Source organism: Aeromonas sp. 3P, from assembly GCF_051919745.1.
In the GTDB taxonomy this organism is placed as follows: domain Bacteria; phylum Pseudomonadota; class Gammaproteobacteria; order Enterobacterales; family Aeromonadaceae; genus Aeromonas; species Aeromonas veronii.
Genome location: NZ_JBQBED010000001.1, coordinates 3,986,696 through 4,004,343 on the forward strand (window position 1 = coordinate 3,986,696; position 17,648 = coordinate 4,004,343).

12 protein-coding genes, 6 tRNA genes and 5 pseudogenes are annotated in these 17,648 nt (G+C 50.0%); 9 read left to right on the top strand and 14 right to left on the bottom strand.

Annotation, left to right across the window (positions count from 1 at the left end; all coding sequences use genetic code 11):
- Positions 1-7: 7 nt before the first annotated feature.
- The 6 genes from ACTG19_RS18500 to ACTG19_RS18525 all read right to left on the bottom strand — a co-directional run bounded on the left by ACTG19_RS18500 (position 8) and on the right by ACTG19_RS18525 (position 612).
- Positions 8-82: transfer RNA gene (locus ACTG19_RS18500), tRNA-Gln, on the bottom strand.
- A 10-nt stretch (positions 83-92) separates the two neighbouring features.
- Positions 93-169 (bottom strand) — tRNA-Met (locus tag ACTG19_RS18505).
- A 39-nt stretch (positions 170-208) separates the two neighbouring features.
- A tRNA-Gln gene (locus ACTG19_RS18510) sits at positions 209-283 on the bottom strand.
- 46 nt (positions 284-329) lie between these two features.
- Positions 330-404, bottom strand: a tRNA-Gln gene (locus tag ACTG19_RS18515).
- A 46-nt stretch (positions 405-450) separates the two neighbouring features.
- Positions 451-525, bottom strand: a tRNA-Gln gene (locus ACTG19_RS18520).
- 10 nt (positions 526-535) lie between these two features.
- Positions 536-612, bottom strand: a tRNA-Met gene (locus ACTG19_RS18525).
- A 444-nt stretch (positions 613-1,056) separates the two neighbouring features.
- On the opposite strand from ACTG19_RS18525, the gene ACTG19_RS18530 reads away from it, so the two are divergent.
- Positions 1,057-2,247, top strand: a complete 1,191-nt coding sequence (locus tag ACTG19_RS18530) for a tyrosine-type recombinase/integrase (protein ID WP_439989398.1) — start codon at positions 1,057-1,059, stop codon at positions 2,245-2,247.
- Here the strand turns inward: ACTG19_RS18530 and ACTG19_RS18535 are convergent.
- Positions 2,220-3,317, bottom strand: coding sequence for an ISAs1 family transposase (locus ACTG19_RS18535; RefSeq protein WP_439988606.1), 1,098 nt, complete (start codon positions 3,315-3,317; stop codon positions 2,220-2,222). The genes ACTG19_RS18530 and ACTG19_RS18535 overlap by 28 nt on opposite strands.
- Positions 3,318-3,695: 378 nt before the next feature.
- Positions 3,696-4,655 carry a hypothetical protein gene (locus ACTG19_RS18540; protein ID WP_257688158.1) on the bottom strand — a complete coding sequence of 320 codons (960 nt, stop codon included), beginning with the start codon at positions 4,653-4,655 and terminating at the stop codon, positions 3,696-3,698.
- A 408-nt stretch (positions 4,656-5,063) separates the two neighbouring features.
- Here ACTG19_RS18540 and ACTG19_RS18545 point away from each other — a divergent pair, with 408 nt between their 5' ends.
- From ACTG19_RS18545 to ACTG19_RS18555, 3 genes are all read left to right on the top strand, one after another.
- Positions 5,064-5,255: a helix-turn-helix transcriptional regulator gene (locus ACTG19_RS18545; protein ID WP_257688017.1), complete on the top strand. Its 192-nt coding sequence runs from the start codon at positions 5,064-5,066 to the stop codon at positions 5,253-5,255.
- Between the two features lie 331 nt (positions 5,256-5,586).
- Positions 5,587-7,005 carry an IS66-like element ISAs21 family transposase gene (locus tag ACTG19_RS18550; protein WP_004576012.1) on the top strand — a complete coding sequence of 473 codons (1,419 nt, stop codon included), beginning with the start codon at positions 5,587-5,589 and terminating at the stop codon, positions 7,003-7,005.
- A gap of 298 nt (positions 7,006-7,303) precedes the next feature.
- A complete protein-coding gene (locus ACTG19_RS18555; RefSeq protein WP_439989399.1) occupies positions 7,304-8,008 on the top strand; it encodes an inovirus Gp2 family protein in 705 nt (234 codons plus the stop codon).
- A gap of 46 nt (positions 8,009-8,054) precedes the next feature.
- On the opposite strand, the pseudogene ACTG19_RS18560 reads toward ACTG19_RS18555, so the two are convergent.
- Positions 8,055-8,297 (bottom strand): annotated as a pseudogene (locus ACTG19_RS18560) (transposase); the annotation flags it as partial.
- A gap of 52 nt (positions 8,298-8,349) precedes the next feature.
- Between ACTG19_RS18560 and ACTG19_RS18565 the strand changes: the two are divergent.
- Together ACTG19_RS18565 and ACTG19_RS18570 are read left to right on the top strand one after the other, a co-directional pair.
- A pseudogene (locus ACTG19_RS18565) lies at positions 8,350-9,043 on the top strand (IS1 family transposase).
- A gap of 51 nt (positions 9,044-9,094) precedes the next feature.
- Positions 9,095-9,376, top strand: a pseudogene (locus ACTG19_RS18570) (IS5/IS1182 family transposase); the annotation flags it as partial.
- Between the two features lie 59 nt (positions 9,377-9,435).
- On the opposite strand, the pseudogene ACTG19_RS18575 reads toward ACTG19_RS18570, so the two are convergent.
- The 4 genes and pseudogenes from ACTG19_RS18575 to galE form a co-directional block, all read right to left on the bottom strand.
- Positions 9,436-9,549: pseudogene (locus tag ACTG19_RS18575) on the bottom strand (IS110-like element ISSod21 family transposase); the annotation flags it as partial.
- A gap of 230 nt (positions 9,550-9,779) precedes the next feature.
- Positions 9,780-10,935 (bottom strand): annotated as a pseudogene (galK, locus tag ACTG19_RS18580) (galactokinase).
- A gap of 9 nt (positions 10,936-10,944) precedes the next feature.
- Positions 10,945-11,985 carry a galactose-1-phosphate uridylyltransferase gene (gene galT / locus ACTG19_RS18585; protein ID WP_042080899.1) on the bottom strand — a complete coding sequence of 347 codons (1,041 nt, stop codon included), beginning with the start codon at positions 11,983-11,985 and terminating at the stop codon, positions 10,945-10,947.
- 26 nt (positions 11,986-12,011) lie between these two features.
- A complete protein-coding gene (gene galE, locus ACTG19_RS18590) occupies positions 12,012-13,031 on the bottom strand; it encodes a UDP-glucose 4-epimerase GalE (RefSeq protein WP_204524411.1) in 1,020 nt (339 codons plus the stop codon).
- A 311-nt stretch (positions 13,032-13,342) separates the two neighbouring features.
- Here galE and galR point away from each other — a divergent pair, with 311 nt between their 5' ends.
- The 3 genes from galR to ACTG19_RS18605 all read left to right on the top strand — a co-directional run bounded on the left by galR (position 13,343) and on the right by ACTG19_RS18605 (position 17,074).
- Positions 13,343-14,341, top strand: coding sequence for an HTH-type transcriptional regulator GalR (gene galR, locus ACTG19_RS18595; protein ID WP_042080901.1), 999 nt, complete (start codon positions 13,343-13,345; stop codon positions 14,339-14,341).
- A gap of 436 nt (positions 14,342-14,777) precedes the next feature.
- Complete coding sequence (locus ACTG19_RS18600) at positions 14,778-16,028, top strand: maltoporin (RefSeq protein ID WP_042080902.1); 1,251 nt, start codon at positions 14,778-14,780, stop codon at positions 16,026-16,028.
- Between the two features lie 77 nt (positions 16,029-16,105).
- Complete coding sequence (locus tag ACTG19_RS18605) at positions 16,106-17,074, top strand: MalM family protein (RefSeq protein WP_042080903.1); 969 nt, start codon at positions 16,106-16,108, stop codon at positions 17,072-17,074.
- Positions 17,075-17,195: 121 nt separating this feature from the next.
- Here ACTG19_RS18605 and ACTG19_RS18610 read toward each other — a convergent pair whose 3' ends face one another.
- Entirely contained in the window at positions 17,196-17,612 is a 417-nt protein-coding gene (locus tag ACTG19_RS18610) for a hypothetical protein (protein ID WP_042080904.1), read from the bottom strand.
- Between the last annotated feature and the right edge of the window lie 36 nt (positions 17,613-17,648).

Below are 17,648 nucleotides of genomic sequence, written 5' to 3' on the forward strand. Positions count from 1 at the left end.
AGAAAAATGGCTGGGGTACTAGGATTCGAACCTAGGGATGGCGAGATCAAAACCCGCTGCCTTACCGCTTGGCGATACCCCAACAGAAATAATGGTGGCTATGACGGGATTCGAACCTGTGACCCCCGCATTATGAGTGCGATGCTCTAACCAACTGAGCTACATAGCCGTTTGTTATCGACCACTGATGTGGAAGAGAACAGAAAAATGGCTGGGGTACTAGGATTCGAACCTAGGGATGGCGAGATCAAAACCCGCTGCCTTACCGCTTGGCGATACCCCAACAGCGCTCCTCAACAGTCATGAGACTGGCAAAGAACTTTTAAAAATGGCTGGGGTACTAGGATTCGAACCTAGGGATGGCGAGATCAAAACCCGCTGCCTTACCGCTTGGCGATACCCCAACAGCGTTCCTCAACAGTCGCGAGACTGGCAAAGAACTTTTAAAAATGGCTGGGGTACTAGGATTCGAACCTAGGGATGGCGAGATCAAAACCCGCTGCCTTACCGCTTGGCGATACCCCAACAGAAATAATGGTGGCTATGACGGGATTCGAACCTGTGACCCCCGCATTATGAGTGCGATGCTCTAACCAACTGAGCTACATAGCCAACCTTGCTTCCGGTGAGTCGTTACCTCGTCACCGTGCGGGCCGAATTATGCGTATCTGGCTCTGGGGCGTCAACCCTTTTTTTGCCAGAAAAACGCAATTTGAGTGCGTTTGACCAGTTATTGGTCTCTGTTGCGCAAAAGCCCAACAATCTGCTTTTTTTTAAGACATTGCCATGATTGCCCGGGCAATGGCAGATAAAAAACAGGCCAGCAAATGCTGGCCTGTCATGGGATTAGACGTTGAACAGGAAGTTGGTCTTGAGTGAGTCTCCATGGATGTCATGAAGTCTCATCTTTTAATTCAATCTCTTTATTATCAATAAATTAAAGAGTTTTTGGTCTCACGACGTTTCAGGTGGAATCACTGGTAGCCAAGTAGTTTGTGTACGCAGTTGCGTACTCAAAATGCTATTGTGTACACAGCTTGAACAAAGGGGGCTAGGGTGGCGCTTAAGACAGATCGGGAAATCGCCAATTTGAAGGCGGAGGATGGCCAACGACAGGTGGTTGCTGTTGCTAGTGGGGCTGGTGGTGGGTTGTGTATCGAGGTTCGCAGTGGTGGGCGTTCTAAAACATGGCTTTACCGTTATCGTATCAATAATAAGGCCCGAAAATTCACATTGGGCTCTTACCCAGCAATGAGCTTGGCGGCTGCGCGAGTTGAGCACGGTAAGGCTGTTGCTTTGGTTAAGGCAGGAGAAGATCCTGCTGCTGTTGCCAAAGCATCCAAAGTGAAGCGGTCGGCTATGCCGACATTTGATGCGTTTTTTGAAGAGTGGTTGGAGTGGAAGCAAGTTGCCAGGCCTGCCCGAGCATCTACCGTTGAAGCCTATCGTCACACACACCGACTATATATAAGCAAAGCCATTGGTAGTCTGTTACTGAAAGATGTGACGCGAGCAGTGTTGTTTGCTCACTTATCTAAGGTTCGAGGGCGCAGCATACAGGCTGCGCGAAAGGCACTGACTATCTGTGCTCAGATGCTAGATCATGCTGTGAACCTAGAATTGCTCGAACTGAATCCAGCTCGAACCATTAAGCCATCAACAATTGGGGCTGAGGCGCCACCTCCTCGTCAACGTTGGCTTTGTCGTGAGGAAGTCGCTTCTTTTTGGCAAGGGCTATCAGAAGGAGGGTTCCATCCATCTCAGTCAAATTGTTTACGTTTGATTTTGTTAACTGGTGTTCGCCGTGGAGAAGCTACGGGCATGACCTGGGAGCAAGTTATTGGCAACAAATGGATCATTCCTGCCAGTAATACCAAGAATGGTAAAGAGCATACGGTCACGCTTCATAAGATGTCTCTAGAGATCCTTGCTCATCAACGAGCTATTAGCAGTGGCAGTCCTTGGGTTTTTGAGGCAATAAGAGAACACGAAGCTGGACAAGGTCATATTGATGGCAATGCCCTTCGTTGGGTGATAAATAAGGTAAGGTCTATTTCTATGGCCCAAAGTGAGCAATTCACCGTCCATGATTTACGGCGTAGCTTTGCTAGCTGTTGTGCAGAGTATTTGGATGCAAATGAAAGTGTGATTGAACTTGCTCTTAATCACAGCAAGCGAGATCGTCTCGTTGCAGGGCGGGAGCGCACTTTGCTTGATTTTCAACCAAAGAATAACTGTGCCCGATAATCATCGTCCCAGCCCGCTCTTTTCAACTTGTTTCGCTGGCTTGGCGCGCCACATTGACTCTGAGTGAGAATGTTCATCACGAATCGTCGAAACAGGGCCATATTCTCCACGGCATCCTCCATGGCTATCCGGGACGCATCCTCACCAAACACCACGTCCAGAATGTAGTGCTGACTGTTTTCTATCCGCCAATGCTGCCGGATATAGTGACCCAGCAGCTTATGTTTGTGAGACAGTGAACTGACATAGTAGGACGTATCCACCGTGCCTTTCCCGTTGATAGTCCGGTGCCGTTCAACGGCGATAATGCTGCGAATCGTCGGCCATTTTGCGGCCAGCTCAGGCGGTAACTTGGCCTTCAACTGAAACACATAGCGCGCTTCTTCCCGGCCATGGCCGCACTCTTTGTGCTCGACCACGACCTTCTCTTTTCCCGCATCGAACAGCGCCTGAAATTGGGACTGCACCGCCTGACGCAGCAAGGGCTGATTGTGTTTCACCTGCACCACCACATGGGCATTTTTCTCACTGATTTTCTCCAGTGTCTCGCGCTGGCAATGCAGTGCATCCAGGGTGACTACCGCCCCTTTCAAGTTGAGGACATCCAGCATCGCCTTGACGGTGCCGAGTTCGCCACGCTTGGAGGGGGTGACTTTTTGGCTAAGCACCAGCCCATTTTCGGTGTCATAAGCGGTGACGAGTTGCAGCGCCTGCTTGGCATCATTGCGATAGGCCCCGCGCAACACTTTGCCATCGAATGCGATGAGGGGCTTGCCGCTGTGGGTGCGGCGCTCATTGACCCAACCGAGTAAGGCTTCGAGCAAGGACTCGACGACGATGGTCCGTAGGATGCGAGCGATGGTATGACGACGCGGAATGCCATGAGTAAAGGGGCGATATAAGCGCAACCAATCGACTTTCGACTCGCCGAAGGTCTGGATATCACGCCAGCCCTCAGCTCCGGCCATGATGGCGCTGATGACGAGGAACATCACGTCCACCAAATCATGCTTGCGGTTGATATCTGAACGGGTTTCTTCAACGAGAGTGAGATGTTCAATGAGTGTCATGGCTTGAGCTCCTCTGGACTAGGGGAGCGATTAGATCACAGACGATCTGCCAGTTCAAAGTTTGTTAACAAAGTGCGATCCCGCCCTGCGTCTCGTTGCTACTTATCAAGCGGGTAAACGTGCGGAACAGGTAGCTCGGCTTTTTGAAAAATGGGGTGAGTATATTGAAAAGCTCACTACAACAGAAAATACAATTCCAGACAATGTTGTTACTATAAACTTCAGGAAATAGATACCAATGATAAATCACATCAATTATATTTGAGACTATTATGGTTCATGATTAATGTGAGAAAAGTTAGTTGCCAACACCGGAACTATGGCTAAATACGGCAAGGAAATGCCAAGTGATTTCCTTGTCGTATTGTTGTAGAAAGCTCAAGGTCTCGTTATCTTCTCATACTCAGCCCTGATCAGGGCCTCAACTATTGCATTTTTATTTTCATTTCTAGCTAAGCTAAGTTTATCAAGAATATCGCCAATGTCTTGGCTCATGTTTATACTGTATTGTTTCTTTTCTTTGTTTTTATCTCGGTATTTTCTCTGGCTCCATGTTTTTTTCATGGTGAGTGCAATAAGTTTTGAGCTATCCTCATTTAATGTGCGCGTCACATCAAAAAATGAAATAATATCATCTCGAACTCCAATTGAACCAGGAAGTACTAGTGGTATATATCTTGGTTTGATATTAAGTAAGTAGTCAAATACCCACGTTGTTTTTTGATGTTCATCCTTGCTTAGCCAGTTAGTTATTTCTTTATTTTTTAGAGTGTATGAAGCTGCCTGTTTTATGTGGTCTAGTATTTGTAATTTAGTGGCCTTGCTAACTCTCAATCTATTTATACAGCAAGCGATTAAGAATGTGCTTATTTTTTCGTTGGTAATATCATCCATTCTCGCCATTTTTTTGCTGTTGTTTGGCTGCATTGTGTGTAAAAAATCATATTTAAGATCGAAACCGAACATCCTATTAGAGGTGTTCTCTAATATTAAATGACTTAATGTTCGCCATATATAAAAAATCAATCTGGTATTTTTGTCATCTATCCAATGTAGGTCACCCTTGGAAATACAAACTTGGGTATATTCGTTATGAATTACTTTGATAAATCGGTCGAGGTTAAGTGTTGAATTGTCTCTAACATCATTATCAGACATGAATCTTTGGGCGTTAGGATCTAAGCTGGCTCTTAATAATTCGTTTTCAAGATTTTCAGCTGCAGGAATTATACATACTGAGTACAAATTTATTTCACATGTTCTATACCAAAGATAATCAACGAAGTATCTGTCGAATAACTGTGTTCTGACAACTTTTCCATCCGCCCAGACCGCCATGCTTTTACCCCAATAACTTAAAACTACATTGTAGTTTTTATTGCGTCTTTCATGAGTGGTTTTTGTTGATTTTCGTGATGCATTTCACGTGTTTTTTATGTCTAGCCTGGTGCAGGCTATGTCAACCAGTGTCTGTGGTATCTGGTTTTAAGCTATCTATGTATATGGTGGTTTGGTTCCTGATATTGTTTGGTGTGCTATGAATTACTGTGTGTCAGTAAAGTTATTTCTTCATGAATTTATCGCAAAGTTCAGTGGAGGCCGGGCTTTATTATTCAGTTGTGGGAGGTAGTGAATTTACTCTACGAATTAATGAGATTGAGATTAGATCGGCTAGATAGTGGTTTTCTTCGGATGGTAATTTTTCACATGAGGTCCTTCGTTATGAAGAAATAACGGAGAGAGAACATGAAGTTGATTAAGCTAAAAGAAGTCATCGAAATGACTACCTTATCCAAAGCGACAATTTATCGCTTGATGAGCAAGGGGGCATTTCCTAGAGCCGCTCCTTTAGGGGCTCGTGCAGTCGCTTGGAAGCAGAGTGACGTAATAGAATGGATTGATTCGAAGGTATCCGCTAGAGAGGAGGTATCGAGCTAAGTTCAGAGTAACTTCTTTGTCCTAATGCTCGGTATTATCGAGAACTTATAGAAAATAACTGCGATTTTCTCGGTGATTTAGTCGGCTACTTAGTTTGGTAATAGTATTACTATACACGCGAAGTGTATAACAAGGTAAATGCGGCGTAGAGGATATACACACCAAGGTGTATAACAAGGTAGAGGGGGTAGGAGATATATCGAGGGTGAGAGTGATACACCATCAGAGGTAACTGTTCACCCAGATGGCATTGACAGGAAAAAGTGAGACGATCATCCCTTGATCCACTGTTGCCCCTTGCCTGATCCCGCCAGCTTGGCACCATCACGTCATGAGCAAACCCATTACGCCACCACCCGGCCTGCCGCTGACCCTCGAGCAAGCCAACGAGCTGATTTACAAGCTGATGGCGCGCATCGCCGAGCTTGAAGACCGCCTCAACCAAAACAGCAATAACTCCTCCAAGCCCCCCTCCACTGATGGCTCGGGGACCCCGCCTGCGCGCAAGCGCCCCGCTTCCGGCAAGGCTCGTGGTGCCCAGCCTGGCCACAAGGGGCAGCGGCGTGAACGTCATCCTGAGGACGACCGACTGACGGCAATACCACACTATCCTGCCCGGCAGTGCGCCTGCTGTGGTGAGCAGGTGGTGTCCCATGACAAGCCCTACCGGGTTCATCAGGTGTTTGACCTGCCCGAGGTCAGCTATGTGGTGACAGAGCATCAGCTGTATCGGGGCACCTGCCGTGGGTGCGTCACCACCAGTGAAGCAGCCCTGCCCGATACGGTGAGCCACAGCCAGATGGGGGCTAATCTGCTGAGCTATATCGCTTTGCAGAGTGGTCAGTTCCACCAGAGCATCAGCAAGATACAGCAGCAGCTCAAGCAGCACTTCGGTTTGAGCTTTAGCCGAGGCGCCATCAGTGAAGCGCAAGGCCGGGTCAGCGCCATGCTCACCCCGACCCACCAAGCCATCAAACAGCAAGTGCAGTCTGCCGCCATCATCCATGCCGATGAAACCCGGCACCAGCGGGGCGGTGAGCGACGCTGGATGTGGCTGGCCCTGAGCAAGGTCGCGGTCTGCTTCATGACGGCGTTTGGCCGCGGTCAGGAGGCAGCGAAGCGGTTGCTGGGCAGTGAGCTTGATGGGGTGCTGGTGACCGACCAGTATGCGGGATACCGCTTCATCGACAGCGCCCAGCGCCAACTGTGCTGGGCGCATGTGCTGCGCAACGTGGCGGCGATTGCCGAGAGTAGCGACGCCGTCAACCAGCCTATCGGAGCCCGGCTGGTACTGCTGGCTGACACGGTGTTCAGAACCCGGCATGGCTATGAACAAGGCTGCTTAAGCCGGGAGCAGTACCAGCGAAGGTTGCAGCGATGTCGGCAAAGCTGGCGAAGGCAGCTGGAGCGGGGCAGTGTACTGTGTTCCAAGCGCTACCGTGGGCGCTGCCAGTTACTGCTCAAGGACGATGAGATGCTATGGCGTTTTATGGAAAACGACGAGATAGCGCTGACCAACAATGAAGCGGAGCGGGCGCTGCGTGGCTATGTGCTGTGGCGCAAGGGAAGCTATGGCGTCTGGTCGCATCGAGGCGAGCAGTTCAGGCAGCGTATCCTATCGTTGGTGGAGACGGCCAAGCGATTGGGCCGCTGCCCGCAGGAGTGGCTGAGGGCAGTTGTCAGGTCCTGCATCGAGAAAACCGACTACCCGTTCCCGGAGGAGTTGGTGCTGTCAACACCGTCCCGGTGAACGGTTACCATCAGAGTGTATCACAGGGTATGTGAACGAGAATATGTGATATATACACTTCGTGTATACCAATCAGATGCACATCAGGCTTGTACATCAGAGACAAGCCATTAGCCGTATACATCTGCATAGCGAAGCATATGTAAAACACAGGGTGCTAAATGTTGGTTGATATATAAACCTAGTGGTTTGATAAGAGAGCAAGGTATCAGTTGTCCGTAAAGTTTTACGTAGCAATCCTCATTAATTACGATAAGTGAAGTCACCTGAGTATCTAACCCCAAGGCATGGATATTCCATGCGAACAATAGGTCTGTATATGAAGTCAATTGTTGGGTATCATTTAATAGCCGACGAGCTAGAAAACTTGCGAATTGATGCAGAAGCCAAGTATGGCGAAATATCACATGAACAATTGGAAACGTCATTAGGTGTGATCATGAACTTCTTGCATCGCTACCCACGAGTGTTTGCAGTGCGCGTTGATCTACGCTTTCCCCAGATACCAGTTATGGATGATCCGGACATGCCGACAAGCTTTCCACCGGAGGTAGAGGAGGAAAGGGTGATTAAGCGCTTTATAGCTTCACTAAAAAGCCAAATACAGGCGGCACGTCACCGTAAGGGGAAGACCGGTAAACCATTCTTCTTGGGTTATATCTGGGTGAAGGAGCAAGTAGCAAGCCAACATCCTCATTACCACGTGGTGCTACTGTTTAACCGAGATGACTACGGTCATCTTGGTGATTACTCTAATTTTGATGCGGATAACATGGCTACACGCATCCGTAAAGCTTGGTGTAGTGCATTGAGGCTCGCATACCCTGATTATGCGTCTTTGGTGCATTTCCCTGATGATGCAGAGTATCGATTTGATCGCCGAGATGCTGACCTACACAATGAGAAATTTTATAAATTCTTGGAGAGGACTGCGTATTTATTTAAATTACGTTCGAAAGTACGAGGTGAGCGTAATTTCGGGCGTAGTCAACTGATAAGGTAATGTTTACACTTAATTCATGGGCTCTAAATAACTGATCCTAATAGTGCTACACCTTCGCTGTGCCATAGCCATTCCCGGCGAAAGGAGACACGGTATCCATGAAGTGTTTCACTCGGGCCAGCAGGCTGGCCATTCCTCTACATTGATGATTGCGCGTGATGGTTTCATGTAACTTGTGCCACAGCCGTTCTATGTGATTAACCCAAGGGCTGTAAACTGGCTGGAACACCAAGCAGAACTTGGGGTTCTTCTTCAACCATCGCTCGGTCTGCTTGCTTTTGTGGGTGATGCATCCGATCGGTTGAGTTGATATGATGAACTCTTTTGAGACCGACAGCTTCATGGCATCCATCCCCGTTCACTGTCCTCGTTGCAACTCTGACCACGTATATCGCCATGGTAAGACCCCTGCTGGCCATGTTCGCTATCGTTGCCCCGTCTGTCCGCACGTGTTTCAGCTCACCTACACCTATGAAGCCCGAAGCCTGGCGTCAAAGACAAGATTGTTGATATGGCGTTCAACGGCTCAGGTGTTCGTGATACTGCTCGCGTCCTCAAGATTGGCATCAACACCGTCATACGCACCCTAAAAAACTCACCCCAAGGCAAGTAACCTCCGAAAAGGGGGGGCTCGATGACGTGGCGCTTATCTGTGAACTTGATGAGCAATGGGCCTATGTTGGCAACAAACTGCATCGACATTGGCTTTGGTATGCCTTTGATACCAAGAGAAAACGAGTCGTGGCATATACCTTTGGCCCACGCAACGATGAGACATGCCGTCGGTTGCTGAGCCTGCTTTCTCCGTTCCAGATAGGCTTTATCACCAGTGATGACTGGGGAAGCTATGCCAGAGAGGTGCCGAGCGAGATGCATCTGACCGGGAAGATATTCACCCAGCGTATCGAGCGTAACAACCTGACGCTCAGAACGCGCATCAAGCGATTGGCTCGCAAGACCATCTGCTTCTCTCGTTCCGTTGAGCTCCACGAGAAAGTGATTGGTGCCTTTATAGAAAGACACCATTTCAACTGATTGGAGTCATTACCGTGAGCTGATCACCACGATCCTCTTCAAGTCTGCATCATGGGCAAGTCGCTTCACCCCATTACCAACTGGCCTCAATACAACAAGTCTCTGATTAGCCGTGGCTCTCTCACCTTCTGGGTTGATGCAGGCGCCATGGATAACTGGTTTCACCAAAACCAACACGGGCGACGGGGCCGCAACCAGCTCTACACCGACCAGACCATCTGCACCTTCCTGATGCTCAAGGGGATTTTCAACCTCACTCTGCGGGCCACTCAGGGACTACTCGACACCCTGTTCGAGTTGATGAATGTGCCGTTGTGCGCACCGGACTATAGCTAATGGGATGGTCGCCCCTCCCCAAAACGGCATCTGAGTGCCCAAGTGGCGAATGTATGTAGTTGGTTAGCCAGAGCTGTTCGCTGCTCAACTATGAGCTGGCGAGCACTACGTAACGCCTTGATATCTTGTTGTTCTGTAGTTTTAACTGATACGAATTGGATCCCTGGTCGGAAAGCGCCATGAAAAAGGGACTGCCGGAGCAGTCCCTGAGGTAGGTTCATAGAGATAACATATATCTGAGATTTGGTTCAATTGTATTATCCACATGTTAATCAAAGCTGCTTACTGAGAGCGTTGTTTAACTAAACTAAGTCCAATGCTCATCGCTTAGCAATACGGCTATACCATGACCAGTTTGGAAATAGTTGACCACTACAATATTGAGGTGTCAGCGAAGATATCAGAGTAGGCCGGCTCCGGCTGAGGGCTTACAGATATAGATGCTCGGGGCCAGACCGCTTACTTGGGGATAACGAATATTAACCTGTTCGCACAATGCTGCTGTCAGTGACTGTGGAACCAATGCAACCACACAACCACCAAACCCGCCACCTGTCATCCTCACACCACCACGACTGCCGATGATATCTTTGATTATGTCGACCAGGGCATCAATGGCGGGCACTGTGATGGCAAAATCATCACGCATCGAGGCATGAGAGGCTGCCATTAATTCGGCCATCATGACCATGTCTTCATTGGCAAGCGCATCGGCCGCTGCCAGCGTTCGTTCATTCTCGGAGATGACGTGGCGTGCACGGCTCGCGACGACAGGAGCCAGTTCGTTGGCTCGCTCCGTGAACTGGGTCATAGTCAGGTCGCGCAGTGCCTTGACCCCAAAATGCCGTGCGGCCTCTTCACACTGTGCTCTGCGGGTATTGTATTCGCTATCCACCAGGCCCCGGCGTACGTTCGAGTTGATTATGACCACATCAATGTCGGCCGGCATGCTTACAGGACGGGTTTTCAGGCTACGGCAATCGATCAGCAGGGCGATCCTGCTGACCCAGGGCGGAGATGAACTGATCCATGATGCCGCAGTTGCAACCGACGAACCTGTTTTCCGCCAGTTGTCCGTTCAGGGCGATATCTGCCTGGCTGATGTCGAGGTGATTCATCTCTTTGAAGATCTGTCCTACCGCCACTTCCAGAGAGGCGGAAGAGCTCAGACCGGCTCCCTGCGGTACATTGCCACTGAGCACCAGGTCAGCCCCGGTCAGTTGACAGCCTCGCAATAGCAAATATTTGACGACACCTCGCACATAGTTGGCCCACAGGTATTCCGGGCGCGGCTCTATGGGGTGGCGCAAGTCAAATTCATCCAGCTGGTTGTCATAGTCGGCAGCGATCACCCTGATCAGGCTGTCTTGGCGGGGGGCCGCACTGATCACTGTCTGATAGTCAATGGCGCAGGGGAGCACGAAGCCGTCGTTGTAGTCCGTGTGTTCCCCGATGAGGTTGACACGCCCTGGAGCCTGAATGGCGAGGGTAGGGGGATAACCGTACTGGGTGTAAAAGGTGCGTTCAGTCACGCTGCGTGGCGATTCAATACTCATATCTCAACCTCAAACCTGTTCACGAAAATGGATATCACTGACGGAACGCAGGCGTTCGGCCGCCTGTTCTGCCGTCAGGTCACGCTGTGTTTCCGCCAGCATTTCATAGCCCACCATAAATTTGCGTACGCTCGCAGAGCGCAGCAGGGGCGGGTAGAAGTGGGCATGCAACTGCCAGTGGTCATTCTCCTCGCCATTGAAAGGCGCACCATGCCATCCCATCGAATAGGGGAAGGAGCACTGAAACAGGTTGTCATAGCGGCTGGTCAGCTTCTTGAGCGCAAGCGCGAGGTCTTCACGCTGTTGTGTTGTCAGGGCCGGTAGACGTGTTACCGCAAACTTGGGAAGCAACAGGGTTTCGAAGGGCCAGGCCGCCCAATAGGGCACCACTGCCAGCCAGTGCTCCGTTTCCACTACGGTACGGCGGCCGTCAGCCTGTTCGCGCTCCACATAATCGAGCAACATGGCACGACCATTTTTTGCAAAATACTCCCGTTGGGCATCATCTTCCCGCGCGGCTTCGTTGGGCAAGAAGTCGTTGGCCCAGATCTGCCCGTGTGGGTGGGGATTGGAGCAACCCATCATGGTTCCCTTGTTTTCGAATACCTGGATCCAGGGGTAGTCGCACCCCAGCTCTGCAGTTTGCTCGCACCAAGTGTTGACCACGGCGGTGAGGGAGGGGACGGACAACTCGGGTAAGGTCTTGCTGTGATCCGGTGAGAAGCAGATTACCCTGCTGGTGCCGCGCGCACTCTCTAGCTGGAAGAGGGGATCCTCGCTGGTTGGGGCCATCGGAGTATCAACAATCAGGGCTGCAAAGTCGTTGGTAAAGACGAAGGTCGACTGATAATCCGGATTTTTGTCACCAGTGACGCGAGTGTTGCTGGCGCAGAGGAAACAATCCGGATCGTGAGCTGATCGCTGGGTGCGATCGGGTTCATCCTGCTGCCCCTGCCAAGGGCGCTTAGCCCTGTGGGGAGAAACTAGAACCCACTGCTGGATCAATGGGTTGTAACGACGGTGGGGGTGATCGGTCGGTTCAAATTGCATAGGAAGGCCTGTCTCGTTCTGTACATTCATGGAAGGGGGTAACCGTTCGGATTTTGGGATTGCCAGCGCCAGGTATCGGCCGTCATCTCATCAAGCGTGCGATGAGCCTTCCACCCCAGCTCGTTGTAGGCTCGTGTTGGATCGGCCCAACACTGCGCTATGTCCCCGGCGCGGCGCGGCACGATCTCATAAGGCAGTTCGCGGCCACAGGCCTTGGAGAAGGCGGCATGAATGTCTAGGACGCTGTAGCCATGCCCAGAGCCCAGGTTGTAAACATGGACGCCAGCTTGCCCAAGAGTATGTTTCAAGGCTGCAACATGGCCATCGGCTAGATCCATGACATGAATGTAATCCCGCACGCCGGTACCATCCGGTGTCGGGTAGTCATCACCAAATATGGCGAGTTTGGCACGGCGGCCCACTGCCACCTGGGCAATATAAGGCATCAGGTTATTGGGAATGCCCTGGGGATCTTCGCCCATCAGGCCGCTGGGATGGGCTCCTACCGGATTGAAATAGCGCAACAGGGTTAATGACCAGTCGGGAGCTGATCGTGCAAAGTCCTTGATGAGACGCTCCACCATCAGCTTGCTCTGACCATAAGGGTTGGTGGCGCTAAAGGTTGGCGATTCCTCGGTGATGGGCATAGTCTCTGGTTCACCATAAACGGTGGCAGATGAGCTGAATAGCAAGGTCTTGACCCCGGCGCGTCGCATAGCCTGCAATAGCACCAAGGTGCCGCTGACATTGTTGTCATAGTACTCGAGAGGTTTTTGTACTGATTCACCTACAGCCTTGAGGCCAGCGAAGTGGATTACGGCATCTATTTGCTGGTCGGCAAAAACTCGATCAAGCAGGTCGGCATCTCGCACATCACCGTGATAGTGCAGAGGGCGTTGTCCGCTGAGAGTGTGGATACGTTCTAGGACACTTTCTCTGCTGTTAACCAAATTGTCCAACAAAATGGGGGTCATCCCGGCAGCGATAAGCTGCAAGCAGGTATGACTACCTATGTAACCAGTTCCACCCGTGACGAGTATCTTCAACATGAATCTCTCCTTGGCGCTCGTTTTGATTGGGTTTCATTAGTGTAACCGCTTACCCTTATTCTGCGCTTGTGAAAGTATGCCGGGAAGATTCACCTCCATTTTATGTGATTTTTGTCACGTTTTTATTCGCAATACGCATGATGCTGGAGAGCGGTGTATGTAAGATGATTACACGGCGAGGCGCTCGTATTGATAGAATGATCCCGCTTTTGGTATGAAAGCCGTGTCAGGCATTGGAAATGTCGGTAGTATCCTTACCATGTAAAGCACAGGTTTTTATTTATCCCGTTCACCGGAAAAACTAATTCATGGCAACTATCAAAGATGTGGCACTCCTGTCAGGCGTATCCGTCGCCACAGTCTCACGTGTCATCAATAAGTCGCCAAAGGCAAGTCAGGCATCACGCGATGCCGTCTTCAAGGCGATGCATGAACTCAACTACCACCCCAACGCGAACGCGAGAGCATTGGCCCATCAGAACAATGAAACTTTGGGATTGATTGTTGCTGATGTGTCTGACCCGTTCTTTGGCACCATGGTTAAAGTTGTTGAGCAAGTGGCACAGGCCACGGGGAATTTTCTGCTTATCGGAAATGGTTACCACGACGCAGCCAAAGAGAAGCATGTAATAGAGCAGTTGATAGGGCATCGCTGCTCTGGCTTGGTGGTTCATGCCAAAATGCTGCCAGATGAAGAGCTGATCCAGATGATGAGCTATGTTCCAGGCATGGTACTAATCAACCGTATTGTTCCAGGATTCGAGTCCCGTTGTGTTGCGCTAGATGATCGCTATGGTTCCTGGCTTGCGACTCGGCATTTGATTCAGGAAGGCCATAAGAAGATAGGATTTTTATGCTCAAATCATCAGATATCAGACTCTCAGGACCGTCTGCAGGGTTATCTGGATGCTCTGCAAGAGCACAATATTCCGGTTGATGAACGCCTGATCTCCCGCGGTAGTCCTGATGAATTGGGGGGGGAGGCTGCGATGACCGAGTTGCTGGGTCGGGGACCGCAGATGACAGCCGTCGTTTGCTATAACGATTCGATGGCGGCGGGGGCCTTGTCAGTGCTTAGCGATAACGGGATTGATGTTCCTCAAGACCTCTCTTTGGTGGGCTTTGATGATGTGCTGATATCTCGCTACTTGCGTCCGCGTCTCACCACAGTTAAATACCCCGTGGTGGCTATGGCAACGCAAGCTGCTGAGTTGGCTGTGGCTCTGTCGCGTGGTGAGGCCATCAATTCAGCGACCAACTTGTTTAGCCCGACCTTGGTTCGGCGCCATTCAGTCAAAACCTTGTAAATCTGACTCCCGCCTCTCTAAGTGGTCAAGATCCAATGATCTGGCCACTGCTTCTTCTTGACGTTGCCTTTAATGCCCGTCTCGCTATCCGCTCTGTTAGCTAAGACCTCTGCCTAAGTCGTTGGCTTAGGGCCTCTTTCAGTCCGCAGTGTCTGCTTGACAGCCTTGGTTGTGCGAAAACACTTTATTAACAGTGTAATCGATAACACTCCAGTGGTGATTTATTTTTATTGATTATCAATACCTTACATTAAGTCTTGTGTTGATGTAATGTGTTTTCACCATTTCAATGATGCTTGTTTCATGAATGTGTGATGCATGTCATGACAAAAGTTCAATCGTCGCGCATATAATCCGTTCCGTCGGTGAGAGCGTTTTCTTGGATGCTGACGTTCATCGCCATACATATATAGATACAACGGAGGAAGGAACGCACATGAAGACCAAATATTTGACATCATCGATTGCACTCGCTGTTGCCATGATGGCTGCGAATGCTCACGCTGTTGATTTTACTGGTTATTTCCGTTCTGGGGTCGGTGTTTCCCAAGATGGTAAACAGCAGACAGCGAATAAGGATCTATTAGGTCGCCTGGGTAATGAAGATGATACCTATGGCGAAATTGGTCTTGGACAAGAGCTGTTTAAAAAAGATGGCGTCTCGTTCTATGTAGACAGTATGGTCAGCATGGAAAGTGATGGTTCTAATGACGGTGAAAGTACCAAAGATGATGATGCAAAATTTGGTCTTCGTCAGTTTAATGCTAAAGTTAAAGGCCTCATTGCTAGCGATCCAGATGCAATACTGTGGGTTGGTAAGCGTTATTATCAGCGTCATGATCTGCATATTATCGACACCAAGTATTGGAACGTGTCCGGTGCAGGCGCAGGCTTGGAAAATCTGAAAGCAGGGCCAGGAGCATTCTCTTTTGCCTGGATCCGTTCCGACGGCAATGATATTGATAATTCCATTACCAATAATGATCTGAATATCAACTTCCTTGATGTACGCTATGCAGGATTAAAGCCCTGGAGTGGTGCTTGGACTGAGTTTGGTGTTGATTACGCTATGCCCAACCCAACTGATGAGCAAAAATCTGCTGGCTCCAGTTATGATCCAAAGAATGGGGTAATGGTGACTGGTGAAATCAGCCAATATTTTGATGGCTCAGGCATCAATGAAAAGCTGGTACTGCAGTATGCCAATAAAGGTCTGGCTCAGAATATGATCTCGCAAGGTGGTGGTTGGTATGACGTATGGCATACAACCGACGATGCCACTGGCTACCGCGTCATTTTGACTGGTGATATTCCAGTTGGTGAGCGTTTCTCAATCAACCATGTTTTCACTTATGGCAAGGGTGAAAAACTCCAAGCTTGGCACGACAATACTGAACTCTTTAGTGCAGTAGCTCGTGGTTCATATGCTTGGACTGATATTACTAAGACCTTGGTTGAGCTTGGCACTTTCGAGCGCACCAAAACTTGGACCAGTGGTTCTGAAGACAAAGAAAGTGGTCAAAAATATACGTTGGCACAAGCTTGGTCTGCTGGCCCTAGTATGATGGCTCGTCCTGAAATCCGTGTTTATGCAAGTTATCTGACAGATGGTGAAGGTGATTCCTTCAATGGTAACACCGATGACCATGCGTGGAACTTTGGTGTCCAAGCTGAAGCGTGGTGGTAATATCTACTCGGGTTTGTTACATGCTGCCCCCTTTTGGGGGCAGTCTTGTTTGTGTCACCATTTGATAGGGAAATACGATGAAGTTGGCCAATTATCTCCTTGCCGCCGCGGTGGCAGTCGTGTTGTCGGGCTGTTCAAGCATGACGGTTCCCCTGCAGCCGCATGAAGCCGTGTTAAATTCCCCCGATGCAGCTAAACAGGCGCTGCTTTCAGCCCAGAGTTGCTGCGCTTCCCTGTCGGCGCTTAAATATCAGCCTCTGGCGGAAGGCGATACGCTGCTGACCATTGATGGCGCTTCCCAGGTTTATAAATTTCAGGAAGGGTTGAGTTACCTGGCTGCCTACCAGTTGCCCACCAATACCGGTGATATGGTGGTCAAGGTTGCAGCCCAAGTGGGCAAGAGTGTCTTGATGCCGCAGGTATTGATGCTCAACAGCAATTTTGAAGTGACCCGGGTATTGGGCAAATCTCTGTTTAGTTACAAACCGGCACACCTGCTCGATAATGACCGTATTGAGGGCACCATTTACGTAAGCCGTAATGCACTCAAGCCAGAGGCGTATATGGTCATCTATTCACCGGCCACCGAGCTCTCGGGTTCGACCACGATTTTGCACCCCGCTAAGGCGTTTGCCCGAGCGACCTCCACTCAGGAGCCGCCGGTCAATGATCCGGTTATCCCGCACTCCCCGTGGGGATTGGTCAAGATTGAGCTGGTGGATCGCGCCAAGCTGGAAGGGGTCGATAATGTGTTTAAATCAGAATACAGCGACAAACTGGCATTGAGCCAAGGTGTGCAACCCAGTGCCATGGCGCTTGGCGCCGGTGCTGGCGCTGTGGCGGCAACGGCGATAAAGAATCAGCCAGCCGTCGCGACTCCGACCATGTTGGGTGAAACGGAGAACTTCTATCTGACCCAGATTGAGATAGCGGTGCAGGCTGGTGATATCGACAAGGCGATGAAACTGGTGGATGAAGCTGAGCGGGCTGGCTCGACCAAGGCCAAGACCACCTTTGTCGAGGCGGTCAAGCGCAGTCAGAAATAAGACGAGCCACGTTTCTTAAATAACAACGCCTGCTTAAGCAGGCGTTGTTATTTAAGAAACATAATGCCAGCTAATTTTTACGGGTTGGCATTATTTGTCGGTATTATCTGTGCGGCAATATTTAATCTTTACTGACGGTGACGATCACCTTGGCCGGGTCACGACGATCAAGCGTAAATGTGTAACTTCCATCAGCAGCTGGTGTAAATTTCATATCGCCCCACTGGTAACCGGCTTTGACCACCACGGGCTTGCCTGACTCGACTTTGCTGGTGGGATCGACCTGGCCATAGGTCGTGTCACTTTTCCATTTTTCATCAGCAATCTTGAACTTGTAAGCGCCGTGACTGGCTTGCAGTTGCGTCTTTACGCTCAATAGGTCGATCGCCTGAACCGTCATCTTGGCGGCAGCTGACGCTTCCCAGTTGTTCATCTCGCCACGTAAAAACAGAGCACGGGTTTGCGCCGAGTCATCATCGGCAAATGCAGGTTGCAGGCAACTGAGCATAGCCGCGACAAGCAGAGTACGTTTGAGCATGTTAGTAGGTCCTCATGGTCATGGGATATCTCCCGT